Origin of the sequence: Paracoccus zhouxuedongae (assembly GCF_041927815.1) — a bacterium.
GTDB lineage: Bacteria > Pseudomonadota > Alphaproteobacteria > Rhodobacterales > Rhodobacteraceae > Paracoccus.
On record NZ_JBHFHM010000016.1, the window covers coordinates 12245 to 38220 of the forward strand.

General features: G+C 67.1%; 29 protein-coding genes and 1 pseudogene. 22 read left to right on the plus strand and 8 right to left on the minus strand.

The features are described 5' to 3' along the window. Positions 1-321 precede the first annotated feature (321 nt). The 4 genes from ACEYYA_RS14065 to dnaQ are packed head-to-tail and all read left to right on the plus strand — an operon-like array spanning position 322 to position 3047. Positions 322-924 (plus strand): Maf family protein, encoded by a 603-nt coding sequence (locus ACEYYA_RS14065; protein WP_374801548.1) that lies wholly within the window; start codon positions 322-324, stop codon positions 922-924. After that, positions 921-1757, plus strand: coding sequence for a shikimate dehydrogenase (locus ACEYYA_RS14070; RefSeq protein ID WP_374801549.1), 837 nt, complete (start codon positions 921-923; stop codon positions 1755-1757). Before ACEYYA_RS14065 ends, ACEYYA_RS14070 begins: the two co-directional genes overlap by 4 nt. After that, positions 1754-2350, plus strand: a complete 597-nt coding sequence (coaE, locus tag ACEYYA_RS14075; RefSeq protein WP_374801550.1) for a dephospho-CoA kinase — start codon at positions 1754-1756, stop codon at positions 2348-2350. The genes ACEYYA_RS14070 and coaE overlap by 4 nt, the downstream gene beginning before the upstream one ends. Then, positions 2343-3047, plus strand: coding sequence for a DNA polymerase III subunit epsilon (dnaQ, locus tag ACEYYA_RS14080; protein WP_374801551.1), 705 nt, complete (start codon positions 2343-2345; stop codon positions 3045-3047). Before coaE ends, dnaQ begins: the two co-directional genes overlap by 8 nt. Here dnaQ and ACEYYA_RS14085 read toward each other — a convergent pair. Continuing rightward, entirely contained in the window at positions 3032-3634 is a 603-nt protein-coding gene (locus ACEYYA_RS14085; RefSeq protein WP_374801552.1) for a cupin domain-containing protein, read from the minus strand. The two genes, dnaQ and ACEYYA_RS14085, sit on opposite strands and share 16 nt — an antisense overlap. 297 nt (positions 3635-3931) lie before the next feature. On the opposite strand from ACEYYA_RS14085, the pseudogene ACEYYA_RS14090 reads away from it, so the two are divergent. From ACEYYA_RS14090 to ACEYYA_RS14105, 4 genes and pseudogenes are all read left to right on the plus strand, one after another. Next, positions 3932-5728: pseudogene (locus tag ACEYYA_RS14090) on the plus strand (methanol/ethanol family PQQ-dependent dehydrogenase); the annotation flags it as partial. A gap of 450 nt (positions 5729-6178) precedes the next feature. Beyond that, positions 6179-6646 (plus strand): c-type cytochrome, methanol metabolism-related, encoded by a 468-nt coding sequence (locus ACEYYA_RS14095; RefSeq protein WP_374801585.1) that lies wholly within the window; start codon positions 6179-6181, stop codon positions 6644-6646. Then, entirely contained in the window at positions 6643-7473 is an 831-nt protein-coding gene (locus ACEYYA_RS14100; protein ID WP_374801553.1) for a quinoprotein dehydrogenase-associated putative ABC transporter substrate-binding protein, read from the plus strand. The genes ACEYYA_RS14095 and ACEYYA_RS14100 overlap by 4 nt, the downstream gene beginning before the upstream one ends. Next, on the plus strand, positions 7470-7991 hold the full coding sequence (locus ACEYYA_RS14105; RefSeq protein WP_374801554.1) for a PQQ-dependent catabolism-associated CXXCW motif protein: 522 nt from the start codon (positions 7470-7472) through the stop codon (positions 7989-7991). The genes ACEYYA_RS14100 and ACEYYA_RS14105 overlap by 4 nt, the downstream gene beginning before the upstream one ends. Here ACEYYA_RS14105 and ACEYYA_RS14110 read toward each other — a convergent pair. From ACEYYA_RS14110 to ACEYYA_RS14120, 3 genes are read right to left on the minus strand one after another with little or no spacing between them, the layout of a single operon-like run. Then, on the minus strand, positions 7969-8868 hold the full coding sequence (locus ACEYYA_RS14110; RefSeq protein ID WP_374801555.1) for a Vgb family protein: 900 nt from the start codon (positions 8866-8868) through the stop codon (positions 7969-7971). The genes ACEYYA_RS14105 and ACEYYA_RS14110 overlap by 23 nt on opposite strands. 17 nt (positions 8869-8885) lie before the next feature. Next, on the minus strand, positions 8886-9443 hold the full coding sequence (locus ACEYYA_RS14115) for an SRPBCC family protein (protein ID WP_374801556.1): 558 nt from the start codon (positions 9441-9443) through the stop codon (positions 8886-8888). Continuing rightward, the gene (locus ACEYYA_RS14120; RefSeq protein ID WP_374801557.1) at positions 9440-9973 is read right to left on the minus strand and encodes a DUF3280 domain-containing protein; all 534 of its coding nucleotides are present in this window, start codon (positions 9971-9973) and stop codon (positions 9440-9442) included. Before ACEYYA_RS14120 ends, ACEYYA_RS14115 begins: the two co-directional genes overlap by 4 nt. A gap of 163 nt (positions 9974-10136) precedes the next feature. Between ACEYYA_RS14120 and ACEYYA_RS14125 the strand changes: the two genes are divergently transcribed. From ACEYYA_RS14125 to ACEYYA_RS14150, 6 genes are all read left to right on the plus strand, one after another. After that, positions 10137-11327 carry an ABC transporter substrate-binding protein gene (locus ACEYYA_RS14125; RefSeq protein ID WP_374801558.1) on the plus strand — a complete coding sequence of 397 codons (1191 nt, stop codon included), beginning with the start codon at positions 10137-10139 and terminating at the stop codon, positions 11325-11327. Continuing rightward, positions 11324-12286: a YVTN family beta-propeller repeat protein gene (locus ACEYYA_RS14130; RefSeq protein WP_374801559.1), complete on the plus strand. Its 963-nt coding sequence runs from the start codon at positions 11324-11326 to the stop codon at positions 12284-12286. Before ACEYYA_RS14125 ends, ACEYYA_RS14130 begins: the two co-directional genes overlap by 4 nt. A gap of 99 nt (positions 12287-12385) precedes the next feature. Further along, positions 12386-12853, plus strand: coding sequence for a cupredoxin domain-containing protein (locus tag ACEYYA_RS14135; RefSeq protein WP_374801586.1), 468 nt, complete (start codon positions 12386-12388; stop codon positions 12851-12853). After that, positions 12853-13578 (plus strand): ATP-binding cassette domain-containing protein, encoded by a 726-nt coding sequence (locus tag ACEYYA_RS14140; protein WP_374801560.1) that lies wholly within the window; start codon positions 12853-12855, stop codon positions 13576-13578. The genes ACEYYA_RS14135 and ACEYYA_RS14140 overlap by 1 nt, the downstream gene beginning before the upstream one ends. Continuing rightward, complete coding sequence (locus tag ACEYYA_RS14145; RefSeq protein WP_374801561.1) at positions 13575-14372, plus strand: ABC transporter permease; 798 nt, start codon at positions 13575-13577, stop codon at positions 14370-14372. The genes ACEYYA_RS14140 and ACEYYA_RS14145 overlap by 4 nt, the downstream gene beginning before the upstream one ends. A 1-nt stretch (position 14373) precedes the next feature. Continuing rightward, the gene (locus ACEYYA_RS14150; protein ID WP_374801562.1) at positions 14374-14976 is read left to right on the plus strand and encodes a hypothetical protein; all 603 of its coding nucleotides are present in this window, start codon (positions 14374-14376) and stop codon (positions 14974-14976) included. A 72-nt stretch (positions 14977-15048) separates the two neighbouring features. Here ACEYYA_RS14150 and ACEYYA_RS14155 read toward each other — a convergent pair whose 3' ends face one another. Next, positions 15049-16104, minus strand: a complete 1056-nt coding sequence (locus tag ACEYYA_RS14155) for a quinoprotein relay system zinc metallohydrolase 2 (protein WP_374801563.1) — start codon at positions 16102-16104, stop codon at positions 15049-15051. Positions 16105-16215: 111 nt separating this feature from the next. On the opposite strand from ACEYYA_RS14155, the gene ACEYYA_RS14160 reads away from it, so the two are divergent. Further along, entirely contained in the window at positions 16216-16986 is a 771-nt protein-coding gene (locus ACEYYA_RS14160; RefSeq protein WP_374801564.1) for a quinoprotein dehydrogenase-associated SoxYZ-like carrier, read from the plus strand. On the opposite strand, the gene ACEYYA_RS14165 is transcribed toward ACEYYA_RS14160, so the two are convergent. Genes ACEYYA_RS14165 through ACEYYA_RS14175 form a run of 3 tightly spaced genes read right to left on the minus strand, consistent with a single transcriptional unit; the run spans position 16974 to position 19297 of the window. Further along, on the minus strand, positions 16974-17564 hold the full coding sequence (locus ACEYYA_RS14165) for an ATP-binding cassette domain-containing protein (RefSeq protein ID WP_374801565.1): 591 nt from the start codon (positions 17562-17564) through the stop codon (positions 16974-16976). The two genes, ACEYYA_RS14160 and ACEYYA_RS14165, sit on opposite strands and share 13 nt — an antisense overlap. Continuing rightward, positions 17554-18321 (minus strand): ABC transporter permease, encoded by a 768-nt coding sequence (locus ACEYYA_RS14170; protein WP_374801566.1) that lies wholly within the window; start codon positions 18319-18321, stop codon positions 17554-17556. Before ACEYYA_RS14170 ends, ACEYYA_RS14165 begins: the two co-directional genes overlap by 11 nt. A 7-nt stretch (positions 18322-18328) precedes the next feature. Next, complete coding sequence (locus ACEYYA_RS14175) at positions 18329-19297, minus strand: ABC transporter substrate-binding protein (RefSeq protein WP_374801567.1); 969 nt, start codon at positions 19295-19297, stop codon at positions 18329-18331. A 171-nt stretch (positions 19298-19468) separates the two neighbouring features. On the opposite strand from ACEYYA_RS14175, the gene ACEYYA_RS14180 reads away from it, so the two are divergent. The 7 genes from ACEYYA_RS14180 to ACEYYA_RS14210 are packed head-to-tail and all read left to right on the plus strand — an operon-like array spanning position 19469 to position 25900. Next, entirely contained in the window at positions 19469-20191 is a 723-nt protein-coding gene (locus ACEYYA_RS14180; RefSeq protein ID WP_374801568.1) for a response regulator, read from the plus strand. A 9-nt stretch (positions 20192-20200) separates the two neighbouring features. Beyond that, on the plus strand, positions 20201-21373 hold the full coding sequence (locus tag ACEYYA_RS14185) for an FIST N-terminal domain-containing protein (RefSeq protein ID WP_374801569.1): 1173 nt from the start codon (positions 20201-20203) through the stop codon (positions 21371-21373). 1 nt (position 21374) lies between these two features. After that, positions 21375-22742: an ATP-binding response regulator gene (locus ACEYYA_RS14190; RefSeq protein ID WP_374801570.1), complete on the plus strand. Its 1368-nt coding sequence runs from the start codon at positions 21375-21377 to the stop codon at positions 22740-22742. After that, positions 22739-24232, plus strand: a complete 1494-nt coding sequence (locus tag ACEYYA_RS14195) for a sensor histidine kinase (RefSeq protein ID WP_374801571.1) — start codon at positions 22739-22741, stop codon at positions 24230-24232. Before ACEYYA_RS14190 ends, ACEYYA_RS14195 begins: the two co-directional genes overlap by 4 nt. Continuing rightward, entirely contained in the window at positions 24229-24942 is a 714-nt protein-coding gene (locus ACEYYA_RS14200; RefSeq protein ID WP_374801572.1) for a response regulator transcription factor, read from the plus strand. Before ACEYYA_RS14195 ends, ACEYYA_RS14200 begins: the two co-directional genes overlap by 4 nt. Next, positions 24939-25565 carry a hypothetical protein gene (locus tag ACEYYA_RS14205; protein ID WP_374801573.1) on the plus strand — a complete coding sequence of 209 codons (627 nt, stop codon included), beginning with the start codon at positions 24939-24941 and terminating at the stop codon, positions 25563-25565. The genes ACEYYA_RS14200 and ACEYYA_RS14205 overlap by 4 nt, the downstream gene beginning before the upstream one ends. Beyond that, positions 25562-25900 (plus strand): hypothetical protein, encoded by a 339-nt coding sequence (locus tag ACEYYA_RS14210; protein ID WP_374801574.1) that lies wholly within the window; start codon positions 25562-25564, stop codon positions 25898-25900. The genes ACEYYA_RS14205 and ACEYYA_RS14210 overlap by 4 nt, the downstream gene beginning before the upstream one ends. Positions 25901-25976: the final 76 nt, after the last annotated feature.

Here is a 25976-nt window from a genome sequence, read left to right on the forward strand (position 1 = left end):
GGGGTAACTGGAAAAAATATCCTGTCCACAGGCTTTTCCCTGCGGGACAATCTTTTCCCCGTTACATGACATGATCGCGCGAGAGGGCGAAAAACATCGTGATTTCAGAATGATACCAGATCAATCCTGGTTCGCGGGATGTGGATAACCTTGTGGGCGATGCACCTGGGCCTGTGCGGCAACATCTTATCCCGATGTCGGCGCGGCCTTTGTCCCACTGTGGACAATGCCCCTTTGTTCCGGGCAGGAAAGGGGCATTGACCCACAGGCCTCCGCTGGCCCACCCTGACCCCCAGACCTGTCCCGGCAGTTGTCCACAGAATGATGAACACGCCCCTGATCCTTGCCTCGACCTCGGCCAGCCGGATTGCCATGCTGCGCGCCGCCGGCCTTGATTTCGACGCACGCCCGGCCCGCGTCGATGAACAGGCGATCCGCGATGCGCTCGCGCTGGATGGTGCCAGTCCGCGCGACATGGCCGACGCCCTGGCACAGGCCAAGGCGCAGAAGGTCAGCCTGAAATGCCCCGGCGCGTTCGTTCTGGGCGGCGATCAGATCCTGGAACTGGACGGGCAGGTGTTTTCCAAACCTGCGACCCCCGATGACGCCGTCGCCCAGATCAGCCGGTTGTCGGGGCAGACCCACCGCCTGCTCTCCGCCGCCGTGGTGGTGCGCGATGGCGAACCGATCTGGCGCCATGTCGGCACTGCACGGCTGACCATGCACCCGCTCAGCCCCACCGAAATCGCCGACTACGTCGCCCGCTACTGGGACAGCATCCGTCACTCCGTCGGCGGCTACCTGATCGAGGCCGAGGGCGTCCGCCTGTTTTCCCGTGTCGAGGGCGACCACTTCACCATCCTGGGCCTGCCCTTGATCGAACTTCTCAACTGGCTGCGCATCCGGCAGACTGGAACATCATGACTGACCTGACCCGCATTCCTCTGGCCGGGGTGATCGGCCATCCGATCGCCCATTCCCGTTCGCCGCGCCTGCACGGGCATTGGCTGGCGCGCTATGGCATTCGCGGCCATTACATCCCGATGGATGTCGCGCCCGAGCATCTGGAACAGGTGCTGCGCGCCCTGCCCCGCGCCGGCTTTGTTGGCTGCAACATCACCATCCCGCATAAAGAGGCCGCCCTGGCCCTTGCCGACAGCGTGACCGATCGCGCCGCGCTGATCGGCGCTGCCAACACCCTGGTCTTTCACGGCGATGGCCGTATTTACGCCGATAATACAGATGGTTACGGTTTCATGGCCAACCTGCGCCAAGCCGTCCCCGATTGGCAGCCCGAGACCGGACCGGCCGCCATTCTGGGTGCTGGCGGTGCGGCGCGGGCTGTCATCGCGTCATTCCTCGAGGCCGGGGTGCCGGAAATCCGCATCTCGAACCGCACCCAGGCGCGGGCGGAATCGTTGCGGGCCGAGTTCGGCGCGCGACTGGTCGTCTATGACTGGGGCCGCGCGGGCAACATGTTCGAAAACGCGGCGACCGTGGTCAACGCCACCTCTCTGGGCATGGCGGGCAAGTCCGACCTGCGCGTCCCGATGGAGGCGCTGCCTCCCAGCGCCGTTGTCACCGACATCGTTTATACGCCGCTGATGACCCCATTCCTGGAACAGGCGGCGGCGCTTGGCTGCCGCACCGTCGATGGCTTGGGGATGCTCTTGCATCAGGCCGCGCCCGGCTTTGAACGCTGGTTCGGCCACCGCCCCGAGGTTGACCAGACGCTGCGCGACGCGGTGTTGGCATGACGACCTTTCGTCTGGGGCTGACCGGCTCGATCGGCATGGGCAAATCGACCACCGCGGCGATGTTTGCCGATGCGGGCGTGCCTGTCTGGGATGCCGATGCGGCGGTGCATCGGCTTTACGCGCCGGGCGGGGCCGCCGTCGCGCCGCTGGTCGCCGCCTTCCCCGGCCTTGGTCCCGATGCGATCGACCGCGACGCTCTGCGCCGCCTGATCGACGCCGACCCGACCGCGCTGACCCGGATCGAGGCCATCGTTCACCCGCTTGTTGCCGCCGACCGCGCCGATTTCATCGCGCAGGCCACCCGCGACGGGGCCGATCTGGTTGTGCTGGACATCCCGCTGCTGTTTGAAACCGGCGCGCAGGATCAGATGGATGCGGTGGCCGTGGTCAGCGCCCCTGCCGATATCCAGCGCGCCCGTGTGCTGGCCCGCCCGGGCATGACCCCCGCCCGGCTGGACATGATCCTGTCGCGGCAGATGCCGGACGCTGAAAAGCGCGCCCGCGCCACCCATATCATCGACACGCTGACCTTGGACGCCACCCGCGCCCAGGTTCACACGCTGATCGCCCAACTGAAGGCCCGCCATGCGTGAGATCGTCCTGGACACCGAAACCACCGGCCTAGACCCGCGCGGCGGCGACCGGATCGTCGAAATCGGCGCGGTCGAGCTGGTGAACCACCTGCCCACCGGCAAGGAATACCACGTCTATATCAACCCCAACCGCTCGATGCCCGCCGAGGCCGAGGCTGTCCACGGCCTGTCCGACGCCTTTCTGGCGGACAAGCCACGCTTTCACCTGATCGTGGATGAGTTTCTGGACTTCATCGGCACCGATTCCCGGCTGGTGATCCATAACGCCAGCTTCGACATGGCCTTCCTGAATGCCGAACTTGAGGCCGCCCGCCGCCCGATCATCCCGATGGTCCGCGCGCTGGACACGCTGGCCATGGCGCGCAAGCGGTTTCCCGGTTCGCCCTGCACGCTGGATGCCTTGTGTCGCCGCTTTGCCGTCGACAGTTCGGCGCGCGACAAGCACGGCGCGCTGCTGGACAGCCAGCTTCTCGCGGCTGTCTATCTGGAACTCTGCGGTGGTCGTCAGCCCGATCTGGTGCTGGCCGTGACCGATCAACCGCGCGCCGGCACCAGCACGATGCAGACTGATTGGCGCCCCCGCCCCCGGCCCACGCCCCTGCCGCCGCGCCTGACCGAGGCCGAGGCCACCGCCCATGCGGCCTTTGTCGCGGCACTGGGCGACAAGGCGATCTGGAAACGCTACGACGCGGGCTGAATCGGGTCGTGGTTCGGGTCGGTCGGGATCGCGCCGAACACATCCCAGGTGCCGCACCACAGCACGGTCGTCGTCTCCGCCGTGTGATTGCGCACCCGATGCGGGCGGCGGGAATCGAAATGCAGGCTGTCACCAGCCTGCATCACCTCTTTCGCCCCATCCAGCTCGACCGTCAGCGCGCCGCGCAGCACGACCAGCAGTTCCTCGCCTGAATGACGTGATTTCTCGCCCGTCAGGCCGGGCGGGTAATGCACCATCAGACCCTGCAACATGCTGCCCGGAAACTGGCTGGTCAGTTGTTCATACATCGGCCCGCCGGTGCTGAACATCGCACGGGTATCCACCCGCGTCAGGCCAGGGCTGCGGTTCGGCGGGTCGAAAAACGCCGTCACCGGCGATTTCAGCGCCGCCGCCAGGGCATAAAGCGACGACAGCGACGGCGAGGTCATGCCGCGTTCCAGTTGCGAAATGAAGCCAACCGAAAGGCCTGTCTGGTCCGCCACATCGCGCAAGGTCATCCCCAACTCGCGTCGGCGCAGCCGCAGGGCCTGCCCAAGATCCGTAAATTTCTGCGAAGTATCTTCCATCCGTCTCTCAATAAGCTCAAGGCGGTAGTCAATAAAAACGAACTATTGCAGGTTTCACGCCGGATGCAAATGCGCATTCGGTTGCAGGCTTGTGGCGGTCGCCCAAAACCGCCGACCGGCCGGTGGTCGTCATACTTTAGACCTAGGATCGGGCCATGGCCGTTGACCAAAGGGCAGACTCGCCCCCGAATAAGAAAGTCATAAGACCGTGGCTGACCCTGGGTGAGGCGGGGGTGGTCACGACGACCGGCGCAAGTCGCCACCAACGCGGCCCATCGGGCCATAGGGGAGGAACCCATGAAGAAACTTGGAATCGGCCTTGCCGGCCTGTTGTGCACCGTCGCGGTTGCACCGGCCCTGGCCAATGACAGCGTGAAAGAGGCCATCGCCAACCCGGCCCAGTGGGCCATCCAGACCGGCGACTATGCCAACACCCGCTATTCGACGCTGGATCAGATCAACAAGGACAACGTCAAGGATCTGCAAGTCGCGTGGACCTTCTCGACCGGCGTTCTGCGCGGCCACGAAGGCAGCCCGCTGGTGATCGGCGACATCATGTATGTTCATACGCCGTTCCCGAACGTCGTCTATGCACTGGACCTGAACAACGACGGCAAGATCCTGTGGCGGTATGAACCCAAGCAGAATGCCGAAGTCATCGGCGTGATGTGCTGCGACACCGTGAACCGCGGCGTTGCCTATGCCGACGGGATGATCTTCCTGCATCAGGCCGACACCACCGTCGTGGCGCTGGACGCCAAGACCGGCGAAGTGAAATGGTCGGTCGTCAATGGCGATCCGTCCAAGGGCGAAACCAACACCGCCACCGTCACGCCGGTCAAGGACAAGCTGATCGTCGGCATCTCGGGCGGCGAGTTCGGCGTGCGCGGCAGCGTCACCGCCTATAACATCAAGGACGGCAGCCTGGCCTGGCGCGCCTATTCGATGGGGCCTGACGAAGACATCCTGGTCGATCCCGAAAAGACCACCCATCTGGGCAAGCCGGTCGGCAAGGATTCCGGCACGAACACCTGGGAAGGTGACCAGTGGAAGATCGGTGGCGGCACCACCTGGGGCTGGTATTCCTATGACCCCGAGCTGAACCTGATCTATTACGGTTCGGGCAACCCCTCGACCTGGAACCCGTCGCAGCGTCCGGGCGACAACCGCTGGTCGATGACCATCATGGCGCGCGACGCGGACACCGGCGTGGCCAAGTGGTTCTATCAGATGACGCCCCATGACGAATGGGATTATGACGGCATCAACGAGATGATCCTGACCGATCAGGATTTCAACGGCACCCCACGCAAGCTGCTGACCCACTTCGACCGCAACGGTCTGGGCTATACGCTGGACCGCGAAACCGGCGAACTGCTGGTGGCCGAAAAGTATGATCCGGCGGTGAACTGGACCACCGGCGTCGACATGGACCCGAACTCGGAAACCTATGGCCGCCCGGCCGTGGTCGCCGAATACTCGACCGCCCAGAACGGCGAGGACGAGAACACCACCGGCATCTGCCCGGCGGCGCTCGGCTCCAAGGACCAGCAGCCGGCGGCGTTCAGCCCCAAGACCAACCTGTTCTACGTCCCGACGAACCACGTCTGCATGGACTACGAACCCTTCCGCGTCAGCTATACCGCCGGTCAGCCCTATGTGGGTGCGACGCTGGCGATGTATCCGGCGCCGGACAGCCACGGCGGCATGGGCAACTTCATCGCCTGGGATAACGTCAAGGGCGAAATCAAATGGTCCCTGCCCGAGAAGTTCTCGGTCTGGTCGGGCGCCTTGGCCACCGCGGGCGACGTGGTGTTCTATGGCACGCTGGAAGGCCATCTGAAGGCGATCGACGCCAACACCGGCGAGGAACTGTATCGCTTCAAGACCCCCTCGGGCATCATCGGCAACGTGATGACCTATCAGCACGGCGGCAACCAGTATGTCGCGGTTCTGTCGGGTGTCGGCGGCTGGGCGGGCATCGGTCTGGCGGCCGGTCTGACCAACCCGAACGAAGGTTTGGGGGCCGTGGGCGGCTATTCGTCGCTGTCTGACTATACCGCCCTTGGCGGTCAGCTGACCGTGTTCAAGCTGGCTGGCACCAGCTCGGCCCAGACCGGCATGAGCGGCATGTCGGGCATGTCCGGCATGAGCGGCATGGAAGGCATGTCGGGTATGGCCGGTATGGATGGGATGTCGGGCATGAGCGGCATGGCCGCGCCCAGCAACTAATCCAAAGGTCGCACATGTCTCAGACTTTGGTCTGTGACCCAGCCAATGTGACTTAAACATGGACGCCCCAAGGGTAACCTTGGGGCGGTTCATTCCGGGGAGGACATAACAATGAACAAGATCACCACCATTCTGTCGGCGGCCTGTGCGGTTGCTGCGGTCACCGGCGCGGCCTGGGCCGAAGGTCAGACCGCCACCACGCCGCCGATCCCGCAATCCATCGTCGAAAGTGGCCCGGTTGGCATGTCAGGCATGACCGGCATGTCGGGCGAAGCCCCGGCCAACCCCGCCAATGTGCAATTCATGGAAGGGATGTCGGGAATGTCCGGCATGGCCGCGACCACCGAAACCGCCGCCGACCATCAGGTCGATGGTGTCTGGATGACCGCAGACGACATCCCGACCTTCAAGATGGAGGCGGACGGCACCATCGACTTCGCCACCTTCTCGGGCTTCCGCCGCTATCACGCCGAATGCCACGTCTGCCACGGGCCGGATGGCGAAGGCTCGACCTATGCGCCGGCGCTGAAGGATTCGGTGATGAACATGGATTACTACGACTTCCTGCAAGTCGTGGCCTCGGGGCGCGAGGTTGTGGGGGCCGCCTCGAACAACGTGATGCCGGCCTTCGGCACCAACAAGAACGTCATGTGCTATCTGGATGACATCTACGTCTATCTGCGCGCCCGTGGCACCGAGACCATCCCGCGTGGCCGCCCGGCCAAGAAGGCCCCGAAAAGCGATGAGCTGGCGGCGAAAGAAACCGCCTGCATGGAATGACCATGCGCAGCGCCGCTGTCCTCCTGACGGTGCTGCTGTCCGCCGCGGGCCTTGCGCCTGCGGCGGCGCAGGTCGCCGATGCCACGTCGCATGACGCCTTGCGCGTCTGCGCCGATCCCTCGGCCTGGCCCGCCTCGGGGCGCGAACAGCCGGGTTATGAGAACAAGATCGCGGAACTGATGGCGGCGCGGCTGGAACGCCCGCTGGAATACACCTGGTTTCCGATGGCCACCGGCTTTGTGCGCAAGACCCTGCGCGACAAAAGATGCGACGTGATCATCGGCTATGCCCAGGGTGATGAGCTGGTTCAGAATACCAACGCCTATTACACCTCGACCCATGTGATGATCGTCAAGGCCGGCGGGCCGCTGGCCGCCATCACCTCGCTGGACGATCCGGCGCTGAAGGACAAGGTGGTGGGCGTGATCGCGGGCACGCCACCGGCCAGCCATCTGGCGCGGGTCGGGCTGCTTGGCAAGGCGCGGCCCTATCAGCTGTTCGCGGATCGCGCCGTGGTCAACTCGGCCGATCAGATGCTGGATGATCTGGAATCCGGCCAGATCGACGTTGCGATCCTGTGGGGGCCGCAGGGCGGACCGATGGCCAAGGCCCGTGACGGGCTGACGGTCATCCCGCTTTTGGGCGACACGCCTGCCCCCAAGCTGTTCTACCGCATCACGATGGGCGTGCGCCCCGGCGAAGACGACTGGAAGCGCCAGTTGAACAGCCTGATCCGCCGCAATCAGGACGACATCGACCGCATCCTGATCGAGGCTGGCGTGCCGGTGACCGACGATTACGGCACCGCGCTGAAGGCCGCGCCATGAAGCACCTGCTGGCGGCGGCGCTTTTGGTTCCGACGCTGGCCTTGGCCCAGGTGCCGGAACCCGCCGATTTCCATGGCGAGCCTTACAAATCCCCCGTTCCGGCCACCCTTGCCGGGGCGGTGGTGATCGACGACGCGCAGGCCCGCGCGTTGCATGATGCGGCTGTGCCGTTTCTGGATGTGCTGCCCCGCCAGACCCGCCCCAAGGGCCTGCCCGAAGGCACCGTCTGGGTGGAAAAGCCGCACGCCTCGATCCCCGGCGCGGTCTGGTTGCCCAACACTGGCTATGACCGCCTGAACCCGACCGAGGAAGCGCGCCTGCGCGACGGTCTGGCCCGCGCCGCGCCCGACAAGGTCGCCCCGGTGGTGATCTTCTGTCGCGCCGACTGCTGGATGAGCTGGAACGCCGCCAGGCGCGCAATCGGCTGGGGATACAGCGGCGTGCATTGGTATCCCGGCGGCACCGACGGCTGGTCCGCCGCCGGCGGCAGCCTGGTCACGGTGCAGCCGGTCGAATGAAGTCGCCAAAGGCGCGGGGGCCGTCCGGCATCTCCCAGTCGCCTTCGATGGCCAGGCTGGTCGCGTTCACCGCGATCAACTGGTTCGACATCCAGTTCGCGACGATCACCCGCCCCGCGCTGTCGGCGTCGATCCCCTCGGGGTATTCGCCGACCTCGATCGTGTCGATCACCGCCAGGCTGGCCGCGTCAAAGACCGTCAGGCTGCCGGCATATTGGTTCGTCACAAAGCCGCGCCCGGCGGCAAAGGCCACGGCATAGGGCCGCTCGCCCACTGGAACCGTGCCGATCACTGCGCCCGCCACCGGGTCGATGACGGACACCGAGTCGGACCCGACATTGGCCGCGAACACCCGCCCGTCGTGGATCGTCACCCCAAAGGGCCGCGCGCCAACGGGCACCGCCCGCACCGCGCCGGTTTCCGCGTCGATCAGGCTGACCTGATCGCTGTCGCGGTCGGCCACCGCCAGCCAGGTGCCGTCGGGGCTGACGGCAATGCCCGATGGCGACTTGCCTACCGCGAACTCGCGCCGGATGGTCAGGGTGTCGGCGTCGATCTCCCACACGCGCGTCGCATACCAATCCGCGACATAGACTACGCCGCGCGCCGGGTTCATGGCCAGCCCGAACGGCCCGCCACCCAGCACAACCTGCCCGACCTCGGCGCCCTTGGCATCCAGCCGGTGCAGCGTCGCGTTGCTGGCGCTGACCACAAAGGCCCCACCATCGGGCGTGACCGCCACGGCCGCCGGGTCGCCGGGAATCGCCGTCTGCGACAGGATCGCGCCGCTGCCCAGATCCACCCGGCTGACCACCCCCGCATTCTGCGAGGTCACAAACGCAATGTCCCCGGCACTGGCCGGGGACAGCATTAGCATCAGGGCAAGCGCCCGGATCATTCGCGCTTGCCGAACTTTTCGGCCAAGGCGTCCAGACCAGCCTGATAGACGGCGGTCACCGCCTTCACGGCGGCTTCGTCGTTATACTGCGGTTCGGGGTTGTTCAGCGGGTTGCCGCGATAGAAGCCGCCCTTCCATTCGACCGTTGCCTTGCCGCCATCATCCTTGACGGTGATGGTCGAGGCATAGTTCGTGACCGGCAGCACGTCGATGCTGACCTCCTCGATCCGATAGCCATAGCTCATCTTTTCGGGGTTATACTTGGCCAGAACTTCCTTGATCGTCGGCTTGGGGTCGGCATCGGATTTCAGCACCAGCACGCGCGTCGACTTGTCGGCATCCATCGACCCGTCGCCCTGCGTTTCCGCGACAACCGGGTGCCAGCTCATGTCGTAGAAATTGCCGACGACGGCCCAGACCTCGGCCGGGGTCGCGTTCAGCTTGACCTCCAGCGCCACCTTTTGCCGCGACGGGCCATGCGCCAGCGCCGCCGTCCCGGTCATCGCCAGTGCTACCGCCGTGGCCATCCCGGCCAGCACCATGCGTCGTTTCATTTTCGTCCTCCCGTCGTGTCGTGGAAAATGCGATTGCGCAGCAGATAGGAAATCCCCCGCCGCCAACTGTCGTCGGTATTGCCGCGAATATCGACGGCGGCGGCGCGGATCGCCCGCCCCGTCTCTGCGTCGCGCAACACCAGATTCATGCTGAGTATCAGGTTCGAGACCTTCTGAACCTCGCCCACCAGCGCGTAATCGGCACCCAGTTCGCGCGCCATCTTGACCTCGCAGCCGTTGCAATGGGCGGGATTGGCGGTGCGGTCCAGCGTGGCCTGAACCGGGGCCAGGTCAAGCATATCAAAACCCGCGCTACTGAATTGCTCGGCCACGAAATCGCGCGCCATATCAAGGCGTTGCGCCTGATCGGGGCGCGCGCCGTTCACCGCACCCTCGGTCGAGGTGTCGATGAAATGCAGCCCGAAAAAGGCCACGCTGCCGGTCGGAAAATCGGGCGCGCCCACCGGCTTGGCCCCGGCGGGGGTCAGGCCGATCATCAGCGCAGCAAGGGGGGCGATCCAGCGGGTCATGTCGGGGGTGATCCTGCGCCCGCCGCCAGACCCCCGCAATGCCACCTAAGTATGATGCGGCAGTCGCTCGCTTCTTATCAATCTCTCATCCGAAAGGACGACCTTCGGGCGGGTTGACCCAACCCCGAGCCCATGCCCGAATGCCCGAAGGGAGAGATGACACATGACCAGACCCAGCCTTCTTGCCGCGGCGCTGACGCTGGCCGGGGCCGCCCCGGCGCTAGCCGCTGACCCCGTTGACATCCGTGCGACGGTGATCCGCGTCGACCGCGACCGGTTGCCGCCGATCTCGCGCCTCGATCTGCCGCCGGATGATCTGGGCTTTCAGGGCGCGCGGCTGGCCAATGCCGACAATGCCACGACCGGGGCCTTCATGGGCCAGAACTTCATCACCGATGAGGTCGCGGTCAGCGCCGAGGACGCGGTGGCGGCGGTGCAGGCGGCAATCGCCAAAGGGTCACATTTCATCGTGACGCTGGCGGATGCGCCGACCACGCTGGCCATGGCCGATGCGGCGGGGGATCAGGCGTTGATCGTCAATGCGCTTGCCGCCGATGATGCGCTGCGCGGGGCCGATTGCCGGTCGAACCTGATCCACACCGCGCCGTCGGATGCGATGCTGACCGATGCCTTGGCGCAGTTTCTGGTCTGGAAGAAATGGGACGACTGGTTCCTGATCGCGGGCAGCCACCCCGCCGATCAGGCCCTTGCCGCCGCCTATCGCCGCGCCGCCACCAAGTTCGGCGCCCGCATCACCGAGGAACGCACCTTCGAGGACACCGGCGGGGCGCGCCGCACCGATACCGGCCATGTGCAGGTGCAGGCCCAGATGCCGGTCTTTACCCAGAACGCCGCCGCGCATGAGGTGGTGATCGCCGCCGACACCGCCGGGGTTTTCGCCGCCTATCTGCCCTATCACACCTGGGACGCGCGCCCCGTTGCCGGGTCCGCCGGGCTGGTGCCGCGATCCTGGCACCCCGCGCTTGAGGCCTGGGGCGCCACCCAGTTCCAGAACCGATTTGAGGCCCAGTCAGGCCGCGCCATGCGGGATCAGGATTACCAGGTCTGGATGGCCCTGCGCCTGCTGGGCGAGGCCGCGACCCGCGCCAATACCGGCGATTGGGCCGCGCTGGACGCCTTCATCCGGTCCGACAAGATGGAACTGGCGGCCTTCAAGGGACAGAAACTGACGATCCGCGACTGGGACGGCCAGTTGCGCCAGCCGGTGCTGCTGACCACCGGCATCCTGACCGCCTCGGTCAGCCCGCAGGATGCGTTCCTGCATCAGGTCAGCCAGTTGGACACCCTCGGCACCGACCGCCCCGAAACCACCTGCACGAAAGGCATCCGATGATCCGCGCGCTTCTGGCCACGCTTCTGCTGACCACCGCCACCCCGGCACTGGCGAACAAGGTCTTTGTCAGCAACGAAAAGGGCAATGACATCACCGTTCTGGACAGCCAGACGCTTGAGGTGATCGCCACCTTCCCCGCCGGCAACCGCCCGCGCGGCATCACCATCAGCCCCGATGGCAAGGAACTGTATGTCTGCGCCAGCGATGACGATCTGGTGCGGGTGTTCGACCCCGAGACCTATCAGGAACTGCACACCCTGCCCTCTGGTCCCGACCCCGAGCTGTTCATCCTGCATCCCTCGGGCAATCCGCTTTACATCGCCAATGAGGACGACAACCTGGTGACGGTCGTCGATACGCAGACCAAGAAGATGCTGGCCGAAATCCCGGTCGGCGTCGAACCCGAAGGCATGGGCATCAGCCCCGATGGCAAGTTCGTGGTGAACACCTCGGAAACCACCAACATGGCGCATTTCATCGACGCGCAAAGCTATGAAATCGTGGCGAATGTGCTGGTCGACCAACGCCCGCGCTTTGCCCAGTTCACCGATGACGGCAAATATCTGTATGTCAGCGCCGAAATCGGCGGCACGGTCAGCGTGATCGACACCACCACGCGCGAGATCATCCACAAGATCACCTTCGACATTCCCGGCGTCCTGCCCGAGGCGATCCAGCCGGTCGGCGTCCGCGTCACCGGCGACGGCAAGACGGTGTTCGTCGCCCTTGGCCCCGCCAACCGCGTCGCCGTGGTCAACGGCGAGACATGGGAGGTCGAGGACTATCTGCTGACCGGTCAGCGCGTGTGGCAGATGGCCTTCACCCCCGATGAAAGCCTGTTGTTCACCACCAATGGCAACTCGAACGATGTGTCGGTGATCGACGTCGCCGCGCGCAAGGTCGTGAAATCCGTGGCCGTCGGCCAACAGCCCTGGGGCGTCGTCGTCGCCCCCAACTGACCCGAAAGGAAGAACCCCATGCAGATCAAAGACGCAACCCTGGCGCTGATCCTGTCCGCCGCGATGACCCTGCCCGCGCTTGCCGAGGGGCAGCAGGGCATGGCCGGGATGGAGGGCATGGCCGCCGAGGCCGAAGCCGATGACGATGCCGAACAAGAGGCCGCGCCCTCCGGCACCTATCAGGCGGCGGGCAAGTTCGACTTTGGCCCCTCGGGCATCATGGCGCGCGACAACCGCACCGATCTGGCGCCGCTGACCTTGGCCTCGGGCAAGCCGGTGGCAGGTGGCGAATACACGCTGAAATCGGGCGGCTATTATCGCATCAGCATCACCGCCGACGGCTCGGCCGAACTGGCGCTGTCGGGCGGCGATTTCTTCCGCGCGATCTGGGTGAATGAGGTCGTGATCAACGGCATCGAAATCCGCCCCCTGGGCATCCACAGCCTTGAGTTCGACGACGCGGGCGAGGCGCGCATCAGCTTTGTCGCCGTCACGCCGGGCCGCTATACGCTGTCGATCCCCGGAAGCTCTGGCGAAAGCCAGCAGGCCGTGTTTACCATCCAGTGATGGATCAACCCGCGCTGCACATCGCCCATGTCAGTCACGCCTTCGGCAAGGTGAAGGCGCTGGATGACGTGTCGCTGGTGGTGCCGCGCGGGGCCTTTCACGCGCTGCTGGGGGTGAATGGCGCGGGCAAGACCACGCTGTTTTCGCTGATTACCCGGCTTTACACCAATGCGTCCGGCAGCATTCAGGTTGCCGGGCATGACCTGCGCCGCGCGCCGTCGCGGGCCTTGGCGGCGCTTGGCGTGGTGTTCCAGTCGCGCGCGCTGGATGCCGATCTGACGGTGGCGCAGAACCTGGCCTATCACGCCGCGCTGCACGGGATCCCGCCCCGTCAGGGCCGGGAACGCGCGGCGCAAGTGCTTGAGATGGTTGATCTGTCCGACCGTGCCGGGGCGCGGGTCAGCGCGCTGTCCGGCGGCCAGCAACGCCGCGCCGAAATCGCCCGCGCGCTGCTGCATCGCCCCGAGCTGCTGCTGCTGGATGAAGCCACCGTGGGCCTTGACGTCAAATCCCGCGCCGAGGTTCTGGCCCTTGTCCGCCGCCTGATCGCGGGTGGGCAGGTGTCCGCGCTGTGGGCCACTCATATCTTTGACGAGGTGCAGCCCGATGACGGCATCACCATCCTGCACCGGGGCCGGGTGCTGGCCGATGGCCGCGCGGGCGACATCGCCCAGGGCGGTGATTTGTCCGCCGCCTTCCTGTCGATGACCGGGGCGCCCGCATGACTGGCTGGACCGTCGCCTTTCGCGGCATCCTGTGGCGCGAGGCGTTGCGCTTCATCCGCCAGCGCGAACGCTTTCTGGCCGCGCTTGTCCGCCCGCTGGTCTGGCTGTTCATCTTTGCCGCCGGCTTCCGCGCCGTGCTGGGCCTGTCGATCACCCCCCCCTATCAGACCTATGTCCTGTATGAGGTCTACGTCACCCCCGGCCTGTGCGGCATGATCCTGCTGTTTTCCGGGATGCAGTCGTCGCTATCCATGGTCTACGACCGCGAGACGGGGGCGATGCGCACCCTGCTGGTCAGCCCCTATCCGCGCTGGTTCCTGCTGGGGTCGAAACTGCTGGCCGGGGTGCTGGTCGCGGTGTTGCAGGTCTACGCCTTCCTGGCGATCGCCTGGTTCTGGCGGGTCGAGCCGCCGCCGATCGGCTATCTGACGGTGCTGCCCGCGCTGATCCTGGCCGGGCTGATGCTGGGGGCGCTCGGCCTGTTGATCTCATCCGCGATCCGGCAGTTGGAAAACTTTGCCGGGGTGATGAACTTCGTGATCTTCCCGATGTTCTTCGCCTCGACCGCGCTTTATCCGCTGTGGCGGATGCGGGAATCCTCGGTCCTTCTGGCGCGGATCTGCGAATGGAACCCGTTTTCCCACGCGGTCGAGCTGATCCGCTTTGCACTTTATCAGCAGTTCAATCCGCTGGCTTTTGCCGTCACACTGGGTTGCCTGGTGCTGTTCTTCGGCGCGGCGGTGTTCATGTATGACCCGGCCAAGGGGCTGTGGGCGAAACGCAAGGGGGGCTAAGATGCTGCGTTCGGCACTGATCTGTCTGATGCTGACCACCGGGGTGGCCCATGCCGCCGCCGACCCGTCCGATCCGAACTGGCCCTGCATCCAGCGCAAGGTGCCGCGGCTGTCGGTCGGCGCGCTGTGGACCGGCCCGGTGCCGGATGCCGCCAGCGACGCCGCCGCGAAAACCCCCGCGGTGCAGGCGCTGGCCGACCGTCTCGCCCTGCGCCGCACCCCGATGGACCAGGCCGAGGCCGCCATCGCCGATTTCGCCCAGACCGCCGATGCCGCCACGCTGACGGGCCTGTTTCAGGCGGTGTTCGACCGCATCGACACGCACCGCGCACGCCTGATCGACGGTATCGACCGCTATGCCATCGGCCAACAGGCGCTTGCCACGCGGCTGGAACAGGGTCGCGCGCAGATGTCCCAGCTTGAGGCCGCCGCCAAGCCCGATTTCGACGCCATCGACGCCGCCGAAAAGCAGCTTGATTGGGACACGCGGATCTTCGACGAACGCCGCCAGTCGCTGACCTATGTCTGCGAAACCCCGGTCATCCTGGAACAGCGCGCCTATGCGCTGTCCCGCGCCATCGCCGCGCATCTGCCGCCACCCTAAGCGGGCGTATCGACAAACGTGATACGCAAAAGATACAGGGAAGATACGCCAGAGATACGGCGAAATGACGGGCTATTCCCACTCAAGTTCCGCAAAGGCGGCGGTCGCGTTGCGGCTGTTGGTTTCGTCGAACCCGGCCCAGGGGTGGCTGCCGTCCATCATCGACAGATCGCGCCCGATCCGGGTCACCGCCTCGCTGATCGGGGCGCCTGCGGCAATCTCGGCCCGGGTCTGATCGGCCAGCCCGGTCAGGTATCGCCGGATCGGCGCGGTCGCCTGATCCCAGCCCATCGCGGCACCGCCATGGCCTGGCACGACCCGGCTGACGCGCGGATCGGGTGGCTGGGAAAGCCAGTCAATCCAACCTGTTAGCGACCCATCCACCACCGGCGTCAGGCCGTGAAACACCAGATCACCGGTGAACAACGTGCCGCTGGCCGGGTGAAAAACGGTCATGTCGTTGCCGGTATGGGCGGGCATCTGCGGGGTCAGTTCAAGCACGTGACCGCCGCCGATGTCGATCAGCTCGGGGGTGGTGACGACATGGCCCGGCAGCACCGCGCGACTGCCCAGAAACGCAGCATCCCCGATCTGACGCGGGATCGATTCCGCCCATGTCTCTGCCCGCGCCGCGACGAAGTCCGGCAGCGCGTGATGCCCCGTAACCTCTGCCCCTGCCTCGATAAAAACCTCGGCGCCATAGATGTGATCGGGGTGGCCATGGGTCAGGATGACGCGCCGGATCGGCGCATCCGTGCGCGCCCGGATCGCCGCAAACAGCGCCGCCCCCTGCGCGCGCGTGCCGCCCGGATCGATGACTGTGACCTGATCGGTGATGATCACCCCCGCATTGGCGATCATGCCGCGATTGGCGGGCGACAAAGGTTCTGTCGTCGCGAAATAGGCCCAGATTCCCGGCGCGACCGGCGTCAGATCAAGCGCAGGCGGGGCATCGGTGCAACGCCAGCCGGTTGCCGTAACCCCATGATCGCGCTGGAAATCCTCGATCCGCCCCGGCGCGCGGGCGCTGCATTCGGCGGCGGTCTCGGCCTGCGGCGCGGGCAGCAGCGTGTCGGCGCAGACACCGGGTTGGGCGGTCAGGCACAGGCTGGCGATCAGGTGGAACATCGGCACCTCCGCCGCCAGCCTAGCACAGGGATGGGGCACGACATCTGCGACGAAAGTCGCACTATGCCCATGGGGTAGCCCCGTCGATACTGGCGACAGGGGGGAACGGATATGCGCCATCTGATCTGTTTGCTGGCGGTTTCGGTCTGGGCGGGCGCGGGTCTGGCGCAGCCGGTCGACAACCCGCTGGACACCACCACGACGACCTGGTCCGACCTGCGCGCCACGGTCGTTCCCGACGATACAGACCCGCCCGTCGACCCTGCCCGGCTTGACCTGATCGCGCCGTTGCGCGCGGCCGATCCGGCCCTGGTGCCGGTGCATCTGGTGCAGGCTGCGGGTCAGCCGACGATCACCGCGGCCTCGGTCGTGGTTGATGAGAACCCCGCGCCGGTCGCCGCGACCTTCGCCTTTGGCCCCGCGATGGCGCCTCTGGATCTTGAACTGCGGCTGCGCGTCAACGCCTATTCCAACGTCCGCGCCGTCGCCGATCTGGATGACGGCAATCGGCTGATGGCGGGCAGGTTTGTGCGCGCCTCGGGTGGATGCGCGGCACCGGCGGGCAAGTCGGGGGCTGATCAGATGGGCCAGATGCGGTTCACCGCGACCCCGCTGCCGGATGGCCGGTCGCAGGGCAAGCTGATGATAAGGCACCCGAATAACTCGGGCCTGCAACGCGATCAGGTGACGCTGCTGGACATTCCGGCGCATTTCATCAACCAGCTTGAGCTGCGCCAGGGCGACGAACTGCTGTGGCGGATGGAGGCCGGGATCTCGATTTCCGAAAACCCGGTGTTCGTCTTTGCCTATCGCCCGAACGGCCAGCCGATTCACGTCCACGCCACCGATACCGAGGGCGGAAGCTGGGATCAGACCTTCTGATCGTCGACCAGCACCGCCGGGCTGCCGGTCAGCCGCATCCGGCGGGCGCGCAGCGTGTCGGCCTCGGCAGGGTCGTGTGTGATCAGCAACAGGCCCGCGCCGGTGCGGGTCAGCAGATCGTCGGTCAGCGCCAGCATCCGACCCGCCGTTTCCCGATCAAGCGAGGCGAAGGGTTCGTCCATCAACAGCAGATCGGGACGCGCCGCAAAGGCCCGCGCCAGGGCCAGGCGGCGTTGCTGGCCCAGCGACAACTGGCGCGGCACATGGCCCTCATGCCCGGAAAGGCCGGTGGCGGCTAGCCAGCCGCGCGCCTCATCGGCGGTGCAGCCGGTGGTCAGCACCAGATTGGCAAGACTGTCGCGCCAGGGCAGCAGGTTCGGTTCCTGAAACACCATCGCGGTGCGGGCCGCAGGGGCGGGAAAGGCCGGGTCCAGCCCCGCCACGATCCGCATCAGCGTGGATTTCCCGATCCCCGACGGGCCCAGCACAGCCACCCGTTCGCCGGGGTCCAGCGCCAGCCGGATCGGCCCCAGAATGGCGCGGCTGCCAAAGGATTTTCCTGCAATTTCAAGGATCATGCCGCCACCTGTTCGCCCGCGCCTCGATCGGGCGCAGCACCGCATATTCGACGGCCAGCATGACCGCGACAAAGGCCAGGGCATAGGCCAGCACCTCGGCCACGCGGAACATCGAAAACGCCAGATGGATCTGAAAGCCGACGCCGTTCGACCGGCCCAGGAACTCGACCACTAGGACGATCTTCCAGATCAGTGCCAGCCCGGCGCGGGCGGCACTGGCCAGATGCGGCGCCAGTTGCGGGATCACCACATGGCGCAGCCGCGCGCCGGGCGACATGCGAAAGGCGCGGGCCATGTCGTCCAGCGCGGGCGACAGCGCGCGCGCGCCTTCGCGCAGCATGACGGTGACCATGGGGATCTTGTTGATGGCGACGGCAAGCACCGCCGCCACCTCATTCAGGCCCAGCCAGATATAGCACAGAACGATCACGACCAGGGCGGGCAGGTTCAGGAAGATCACCACCCAGGCGTTCAGCCAGCGGTCCAGCCGGGGCATCCGCCCCAGGGCCAGGCCAAGCGCCGCGCCGATCGACAGGGCCAGCACAAAGGCCGCCGCGACCCGCGCCAGTGTCGCCCCCAGATGCAGCCACAGCCGACCGGAGGCCGCCTCATCCGCCATCACCGCCGCCACCACGGCGGGCGAGGGCAGGCGCTGCGGCTGCCCGATCAACGCCGCAGCCGCCGCCCATACCGCGACGAATCCCGCCGCCGACAGGATCGCGGTCACAAGGCCGCTGGTCTGGCTGCTGCCCCTCACCCGCGGATCATTCGGCGGTCAGGAACACGCCATCGGGCAGCGTCGTGGCCTTGCCCACCAGCTCTGCCCCGCCCAGTTCGGCCATCAGCGCGAACACCTTGGCGACCTCGGCAACGTCGACCGCATCGGTCGCCGGCACACCGGCGCGCCAGCCGTCGCGCAGGGCCGTGAACTCGGCATCATCGGCGGCATTCATGATCGGGCGCAGTCCGTCCCAGGCGGCGTCATCGTTGACCAGCAGATCCTTGGCCTGACGCGAGGCCTTGCGCAGCCCGTCCACCAGGTCGGGTTCGTCGCGGACCAGATCGCCCTTGACGACATAGCCCAGCAGCGGCGTCTGCGGGTCCAGCCCAAGCGCGGTGGCAGCATCGGCCACGCTGACCACCTGACGCATCCCCTTGGCCTTCATCTTGGCCATGAAGTGCCAGAAGTTGATCGCCCCGCCGACCTCGCCCGACAGCGCGGCTTCCATGATCATCGGCGGCGCGCCGAACACCTGTTCGGTCTGCCCCGCCAGATCCATGCCGTATTCCTTTTGCGCATAGGCGCGCAGGATCAGCCAGCTTTTGTCGACCGGGCCGCCCGCGATGCCGATCTTGGCGCCCTTCAGATCGGCCAGCGTCTGCACCGGGCTGTCGGCCTTGACCATCAGCCCGCCCACGGCGGTCGAGAACGGGATGAACACCACGTCTTGCCCCTCGGCCCGCTGCTGGGCGACCCACAGCCAGTCGGTCACGATGGTGTCGACCTCACCGGCCTGAAAGGCGACCTGGGTGGCGGGGTTGCCGGCCAGCTCGGTCACCGTCAGGTCAAAGCCGTTGGCCTTGTCGAAGCCCTTGTCGCGGATGGTCTGCAATTCCCAGTTCACCGTGCCGGATTTCAGCGCGCCGACCTTCAACTCGCGCGCCTCGGCCGCGCCTGTCAGCGCCAGCACCGCCACAGCGACAGCGCACCACTTGCCCCACATCGTCGTCATCGCCCCACCCCATCTTGCGTGATCCGCCAAAAGGATGGCATCGCTTCAGGGGCGCTTCAATCAATCCAAAGTCGTAGCGCCCGGATTTCGGGTTGCCCGACCCGCCGCAAGCCTTAGGCTGGTGGGGCGCGCGCCCCGTTGCGCCGCCGCCTGCGTCGATGGAGGAAGACAATGGCATCTGCCGCGACCACGGGTGCCGCCCGGCGCCCCGACCAGAACCCGCCGCCCGCCGCGCCGGTCACCGTGGATGATCTGCTGATCATCGACGATCACCCGCTGATGTGCGACGCGCTGGCGCTGACCCTGAAAATGGCCTTTGGCCTGCGCCATGTGCGCACCGAAAAGACCCTTGCCGCGGCGGTGGAATCGCTGCGGTCGGGGCGGCGGCCCGATGCCGTGCTGCTGGACCTGAACCTGCCCGACGCGCGCGGTGCCGAAGGCGTGGTGACGCTGCGCCGGATGCTGCCCGACACCCCGATCACCGTGATTTCGGCCGAGGTCGACCCCGAGATGGTGGGGGCGGTCGTCGCCGCAGGGGCCGCCGGTTACATCAGCAAGACCGCCTCGCGCGATGTGCTGTGTTCGGGGCTGCGCCGGATGTGGGCGGGCGAAACCGTTCTGCCGCCGGGCATCGACCTGGACAAGCACGACCCCTCGAAAGAGGACAAGCGCGCCGAACTGGCCCGCAAGTTCGCCACCCTGACGCCGCAGCAGATGCGCATCCTGCGGCTGATCTGCGCGGGCAAGGCGAACAAGGAAATCAGCTATGAGCTGAACATCGCCGAGGCGACGGTCAAGACCCATGTCACCGCGATCATGAACAAGATCAACACCCGCCGCCGCACCCAGGCCGTTCTGCTGGCCAATGCCGCGCGGCTGTTCCCGGCGGATTAAGGGGGCGCTTTGGCCGATCAGGCAATCGACAGTGCGCCGGTCTGCGCCGAGGGGCGGGCGCCGCTGTCGGCCTCGGTTCCGGCGGGGGATGCCGAACTGGCCGCGCGCCAGATCGCGGCGCGGATCGGGGCCGACCCGGCCTTTGTGCTGCTGTTCGCCTCGCCCCATGACGCGGTGCTGAATGTCGCCCGTGCGCTGCGCCCGCTGCTGCCGCAGGATTGCCGCATCCTGGGCTGTTCATCTGCGGGTGAGGTCGGCGCGGCGGGCTATTGCAGCGGCACCGTCACCGCTATTGCCTTTCCGGCGTCGATCTTTGCCGGCGCGGTTTCGGTGCTGCGTGATGTCGACCGTCTGCCGGTCTCGGACTGGATGGCCGAGATCCGCAGCCTGCGCGAGACCTGCTGCCGCACGCCGGGCCGGTCGGTCTTTGGCCTGCTCTTGGCCGATGGCCTGTCGGGGCAAGAGGAAGTCGTCGTCGCCACGCTGGATGCCGCCCTGCCGGGGATGCCGATCATTGGCGGGTCCGCGGGTGACGGGCTGGATTTCACCCGCACGCTGCTGGTGCTGGACGATCAGGGCTTCAACAATGCCGCGATCTTCGGGCTGTTTGAAACCGATCTGGACCTGCACGAAATCGTCTTTGCGCATTTCCGCCCGACCGCGACCCGCATGGTCGTGACCGACGCCCGCCCCGAGGATCGGCTGATGCTGGAACTGAACGCCGAACCCGCCGCGCAGGAATACGCCCGGCTGGTCGGGGTGCCGGTGGCCGACCTGTCGCCCCGCGTCTTTGCCCGCCATCCGCTGATGGTGCGGATGGGCGGTCGCCACTACGTCCGCGCCATCAGCGAGGTGACGCGCGATGACGGGCTGAAGCTGATGTCGGCCATCGAACCCGGCTCGGTGCTGACCCTGGGCCTGGCCGAGGATCTGACCGAGGGTTTGCAGGCGCAACTCGACGCCCTGCCCGCGCCGCCCTGTCTTGTGTTAACCTTTGACTGCATCCTTCGGCGAATCGCCGTGGAACAGTTGGGCCTGGGGCCGCAGATCGGCGCCCTGGCCGCGCGGTATCGCTTGGCGGGGTTCAACACCTATGGCGAACAGCACGGCGGGATGCATGTGAACCAGACCCTTGTCGGGCTGGCCTTCCTGCCGCAGGGGTCCAGCCGTGCCGCCGAATGACATGACGACCCCAGGCCTGACCCCGCTGCCCGAAACCGCCGACTTGCGCGACCGCATCGCCAAGCTGGAACGGATCAACGCTGCGCTGATCGGCCGCCTGGATCGCCAGGATGAAGCGCGCGGCTCGGCCTATGCCACCTTCCAGGCCGCCATGGCGCTGGAGCGCGAGATCAAGACCCGCAACCGCGAGCTGCTTGAGGCGCTGTCCGACCTGTCGCAGCGCAATGCCGAACTGGCCCAGGCCCGCGCCGCCGCGGTCGAGGCGAACCGCGCCAAGAACCGCTTTCTGCGCGCCGCCAGCCATGACCTGCTGCAACCCTTGTCGGCGGCCAAGCTGTTTCTGGCGATGTTGCAGGATACCGATCTGGACGGAGGTCAGGGCGATCTGGTGGCGAGGCTGGCCAGTGCCTTTGGGCTGGTCGAGGAACTGATGCACGCCGTGCTGGACATCGCCCGCCTGGACAGCCAGCGGATCGAGTTCAACCGCCGCCCTGTCGCCCTGCGCGACCTGTTTCAGCGCCTGAACGCCGAGTTCCAGCATGTCGCCCATGAACGCGGGCTGGAACTGCGGTTCGCGCAAAGCTCGGTCCGGGTGGACAGCGACCCCACCTTCCTGTTCCGCATCGCGCAGAATCTGGTGTCGAACGCGCTGAAATACACCGAGCGCGGCGGCGTGCTGGTGGGGGTGCGGCGGCGCGGGGCGCGTGCCTGGCTTGAGGTGCGCGACAGCGGCGTGGGCATCGCCGCCGAGGATCGCAACCGCATCTTCGATGAGTTTCAGCGCATCAACCCCGACCAATCCGCGCCTGGCATGGGGCTGGGCCTGTCGATCGTGCGCGGCGCCTGTCAGAAGCTGGGCCATCCGATCAGCCTGCAATCCGAACCGGGGCGCGGCTCGGTGTTCCGCATCGGCCTGCCGATCGTCACCGGTCCCGCCGCCGCCCCCGGCCCGGCGCCGCAACCGGCCAAGCGCCGGGGGCTGCTGCGTGGCCGCCGGGTGATGGTCATCGAAAACGATGCCGCGATGGCCCATGCCTATCGGCTTGTGCTGGGGGATGAGGCCGGGATGAAGGTGATGCCCGCCGCCTCGACCGCCGAGGCGCTGGCGCATCTGCCGACCCGTCGCGCACCGCCGCAGGTGATCCTGGCCGATTACCATCTGGATGGCGGCGATACCGGCGTAGCGGCGATCGATGCGGTGCGCGCGCGGCTGCGCAAGCCCGACCTGCCGGCGGTGGTGGTGACGGCCAACCGCGACCCGGCGATGCAGCGCGACTGCCGCGAACGCGGTATCGGCGTGCTGGAAAAACCCGTCGCCCCCGAGGAATTGCGTGCCGCGCTGCGCGGCCTGCTGGGGCTGGCGCCGTGACCGGGCTGCGCGTCCGGCTGACGGTGGCGGCGGCGGCGCTTGCGCTGCTGGCGATGCTGGCCGCCGGGGGTGCGGTTCTGGCGCTGACCCGCGCCGATCACTGGAATGCCCAGGCCGATGCCGCGCAGGCCCGGATCGAGGCCTACAGCGCCCTGTCCGCCCGCATCACCGCCCGCGTGCTGGCCCGCGATGCGGCAGCGGATGAGGCGATGGCCGGGGTCGGCATCGGACTGGCGGCGCTGGACGGGCTGATCCGTGCCGACCTTGCCGCCGCCCCCGACCTCGCCCGCACCGAGGCCGCCGCCCGCGCCGCCCGCGATCTGGCGCTGATCCGCGGGCTTGTCGACCGCATGGATCAGGGCCTGCGCGAGGCCGGTGATGACACCGCCGCGCGCGACGCCGCGCTGAATGCCTTTGGCGCTGCCTATGCGCCGGTGATCGACCAACAGATCAACGCCGCCCGTGTCCGCCGCGATGGCGCGCTGGCCGCTGCGCAGGATTGGGCGCGCCGCAGCCTGTGGCTGGCCATCGCCATCGCCTTGGCCGCGCCGGTCGTGCTGGCCGCCGTCTATGCCGGGGTGATCCGGCCCTTGATCCGGCGCATCGGCGCGGCCTCGGGGGCGGTGGCGGCGGGGCGGCTGCCGGTCACCGCGCGCGACGAACTGGGCTTGCTGTTCGCCCGCATCAACCGCGTCACCGCCGGTCTGGATCGCCGCCGTGCGCGGGTCGAGGCGGACCGGCGCGACCTTCAGACGCTGATCGCCGCGCGCACTGCCGATCTTCAGGCAGCCCACGACCGGCTGGCGCAGATCGACGCCGACCGCCGCCGGTTCTTCGCCGATGTCGGGCATGAGCTGCGCACCCCCCTGACCGTCATCCTGGCCGAGACCGAGCTGGCGCGCACCGACGACCCCGACCTTGCGGCGGCGCTGTCGGTGATCCGCACCCGCGCCGCACGGCTGAACCGGCGCATCGACGACATGCTGCGCGTGGCGCGGTCGGACTCCGGGGTGCTGGATCTGGATCACGCGCCGGTCGATCTGGCGGCGATGGCGCGGCTGGCGGTGGATGACATGGCGCCCCTGCTGCGCCGCGCGGGCATCGACCCGGTGCTGGATCTGCAACCGGGTCTGGTGGTGGCGGGCGATGGCGATTGGCTGCGGCAGGTGCTGTCGGGGCTGATCGACAATGCGGTGAAATACGCTGGCAATGGCGCGCAGGTGACCCTGACGACGCGCGCCAGCGGTGCGGGCCACGCCGCGCTGGTGCTGACAGATGACGGCCCCGGCCTGCCCGATGCCGCCGTTCCGGGCCGTTTCCGACGCGGCGATGCGGGGGGCAGCGGCTTCGGCGTGGGCCTTGCCCTGGCGGGCTGGGTGGCGCGTGAACATGGCGGATCGCTGGATCTGGGCCGTGGGCCGGACGGGCGCGGGCTGGCCGTCACCCTGTCGCTGCCGCTGGTGGCTGCGGGCGAAAGGCGGGTGGCATGACACGGGTTCTGATCGTCGAGGATGACCCTGACATCGCCTCGGTGCTGATGCGCGGGCTGCGGGCCGAGGGCTTCGCCCCCGACTGGACTGCCGACCCTGGCGCGGCGCTGGACATGCTCAGCCTGCCCGGCTTTGGCGCGGCGATCATCGACCGGATGCTGGGGCCGGAGAACGGGCTGGACCTGATCCAGCACCTGCGCCGACGCGGCGTCACCCTTCCGCTGATCGTGCTGTCGGCGCTGTCGCGGGTCGAGGATCGGGCCGAGGGGCTGGCCGCCGGTGCCGATGATTACGTCGTCAAGCCGTTCCAGTTCGCCGAACTGACCGCCCGGCTGCGGGTCGCGCTGCTGCGGGCCGAGGCCCCGCGCCCGCCCGCCCCGCCGCGCCCCGCCCCCGGTGATGCGCCAATGCGGCTGGCGTCGCTGACCTTTGATCCGGTGCGCGGCGAGCTGACCGCGCCCGGCGACCCGCCCGTCAGCCTGACCGAACGCGAGGCCGCGCTGATGGCCTGTCTGCTGGCGCAGGCGGGTCAGGTAGTGCCGCGCCACCGGCTGTTCGATCAGGTCTGGGGCGCCCATGACGGGGCCACCGAAAACAATGTCGATGTCTATCTGGGCTATCTGCGCCGCAAGCTGGCGCAGTTGCCCGGCGCGGGCGTCACCATCCGCACCCTGCGCGGGCGCGGCTTCATGCTGGAGGAAAGCGCGTGACCATTCTGAAATCCCTGACCCTGATCCCCGCGCTGGCTGTTCTGCTGGCGTTGCCCGGCCATGCCGATACCGGATCGGATGCCATGTTCCGCACCGGCGTGGTCGAGGCCCTGACCCCCGGCCAGGTGGTGACCTATGACCAGACCCGCAGCGGCCCCAAGGCCGAGGGCTTCCGCACGATCGAGGGCGGCGCGATCATCCTGACCGCCAAGGCGGCCGAGACCGGGGCCGAACCCGCCGTGCAGATGGCCATTGAACAGAACGGCCAACGCCGCGAGATGCAAGAGTTCCCGGCCTCGGGCGGCAACCCGGTGCTGATGGTGTTCCTCGAGGACGTCACCCGATCGATGGCGGCCATCGCCGGCGGGAGCCCGTTCTATATCCGCAACCGCATGAAAGAGGCGCTGAGCAAGGCCAAGGCCGAACCGGCGGGCGACGGCGTGACGCAGGTCGTCATGCAGCCCTTTGCCGAAGATCCGAACGCGCCGCGCATGGGCGATTTTGCCAAGCTGAAGCTGACCATCCGCATGAAGGACGGCCTGCCCGGCTATTTCGAAAGCCTGACCGCCGAAACCGTCGAGGGCGGCTATCATGAGGCGATCACCGCGCGGGTGAAGCCATGATCCGCGCGACGGTTCTGGCACTGGCAGTGCCACTTTCGGCCTTTGCCGACACCGCCCATCTGAACGACTATCCGACCGAGGCGCGCGCGGAATATGTCTTTGCCTGCATGGGGGTGAACGGCCAGACCGCCGATGCGTTGCGGCGCTGTTCCTGTTCGATCGACACGATCGCCTCGATCCTGCCCTATGAAAGCTATGTCGAGGCCGAGACGGTGATGGCGATGCGCCAGACCTCGGGCGAGCGGGCCAGCATCTTCCGCGACAGCGCCCCGGCCGCGGCGATTTTCGCAGAACTCAAGCGCGCGCAGGCCGAAGCTGAAGTGCTGTGCTTCTAGGGTGAAAATCGCGGGAAAGTTGATCCTTTCCCGCGATTATTCCCGTGCCGCAAGGCTGCGGCAATGATAAGAATCG

Excerpts from the sequence above, each read along its gene's own strand:
- ACEYYA_RS14065 (WP_374801548.1), top strand. The coding sequence starts at position 322 with ATGATGAACACGCCCCTGATCCTTGCCTCGACCTCGGCCAGCCGGATT.
- ACEYYA_RS14070 (WP_374801549.1), top strand. The coding sequence starts at position 921 with ATGACTGACCTGACCCGCATTCCTCTGGCCGGGGTGATCGGCCATCCG.
- coaE (WP_374801550.1), top strand. The coding sequence starts at position 1,754 with ATGACGACCTTTCGTCTGGGGCTGACCGGCTCGATCGGCATGGGCAAA.
- dnaQ (WP_374801551.1), top strand. The coding sequence starts at position 2,343 with ATGCGTGAGATCGTCCTGGACACCGAAACCACCGGCCTAGACCCGCGC.
- ACEYYA_RS14085 (WP_374801552.1), bottom strand. The coding sequence starts at position 3,634 with ATGGAAGATACTTCGCAGAAATTTACGGATCTTGGGCAGGCCCTGCGG.
- ACEYYA_RS14095 (WP_374801585.1), top strand. The coding sequence starts at position 6,179 with ATGTCGGGAATGTCCGGCATGGCCGCGACCACCGAAACCGCCGCCGAC.
- ACEYYA_RS14100 (WP_374801553.1), top strand. The coding sequence starts at position 6,643 with ATGACCATGCGCAGCGCCGCTGTCCTCCTGACGGTGCTGCTGTCCGCC.
- ACEYYA_RS14105 (WP_374801554.1), top strand. The coding sequence starts at position 7,470 with ATGAAGCACCTGCTGGCGGCGGCGCTTTTGGTTCCGACGCTGGCCTTG.
- ACEYYA_RS14110 (WP_374801555.1), bottom strand. The coding sequence starts at position 8,868 with ATGCTAATGCTGTCCCCGGCCAGTGCCGGGGACATTGCGTTTGTGACC.
- ACEYYA_RS14115 (WP_374801556.1), bottom strand. The coding sequence starts at position 9,443 with ATGAAACGACGCATGGTGCTGGCCGGGATGGCCACGGCGGTAGCACTG.
- ACEYYA_RS14120 (WP_374801557.1), bottom strand. The coding sequence starts at position 9,973 with ATGACCCGCTGGATCGCCCCCCTTGCTGCGCTGATGATCGGCCTGACC.
- ACEYYA_RS14125 (WP_374801558.1), top strand. The coding sequence starts at position 10,137 with ATGACCAGACCCAGCCTTCTTGCCGCGGCGCTGACGCTGGCCGGGGCC.
- ACEYYA_RS14130 (WP_374801559.1), top strand. The coding sequence starts at position 11,324 with ATGATCCGCGCGCTTCTGGCCACGCTTCTGCTGACCACCGCCACCCCG.
- ACEYYA_RS14135 (WP_374801586.1), top strand. The coding sequence starts at position 12,386 with ATGGCCGGGATGGAGGGCATGGCCGCCGAGGCCGAAGCCGATGACGAT.
- ACEYYA_RS14140 (WP_374801560.1), top strand. The coding sequence starts at position 12,853 with ATGGATCAACCCGCGCTGCACATCGCCCATGTCAGTCACGCCTTCGGC.
- ACEYYA_RS14145 (WP_374801561.1), top strand. The coding sequence starts at position 13,575 with ATGACTGGCTGGACCGTCGCCTTTCGCGGCATCCTGTGGCGCGAGGCG.
- ACEYYA_RS14150 (WP_374801562.1), top strand. The coding sequence starts at position 14,374 with ATGCTGCGTTCGGCACTGATCTGTCTGATGCTGACCACCGGGGTGGCC.
- ACEYYA_RS14155 (WP_374801563.1), bottom strand. The coding sequence starts at position 16,104 with ATGTTCCACCTGATCGCCAGCCTGTGCCTGACCGCCCAACCCGGTGTC.
- ACEYYA_RS14160 (WP_374801564.1), top strand. The coding sequence starts at position 16,216 with ATGCGCCATCTGATCTGTTTGCTGGCGGTTTCGGTCTGGGCGGGCGCG.
- ACEYYA_RS14165 (WP_374801565.1), bottom strand. The coding sequence starts at position 17,564 with ATGATCCTTGAAATTGCAGGAAAATCCTTTGGCAGCCGCGCCATTCTG.
- ACEYYA_RS14175 (WP_374801567.1), bottom strand. The coding sequence starts at position 19,297 with ATGACGACGATGTGGGGCAAGTGGTGCGCTGTCGCTGTGGCGGTGCTG.
- ACEYYA_RS14180 (WP_374801568.1), top strand. The coding sequence starts at position 19,469 with ATGGCATCTGCCGCGACCACGGGTGCCGCCCGGCGCCCCGACCAGAAC.
- ACEYYA_RS14190 (WP_374801570.1), top strand. The coding sequence starts at position 21,375 with ATGACGACCCCAGGCCTGACCCCGCTGCCCGAAACCGCCGACTTGCGC.
- ACEYYA_RS14200 (WP_374801572.1), top strand. The coding sequence starts at position 24,229 with ATGACACGGGTTCTGATCGTCGAGGATGACCCTGACATCGCCTCGGTG.
- ACEYYA_RS14210 (WP_374801574.1), top strand. The coding sequence starts at position 25,562 with ATGATCCGCGCGACGGTTCTGGCACTGGCAGTGCCACTTTCGGCCTTT.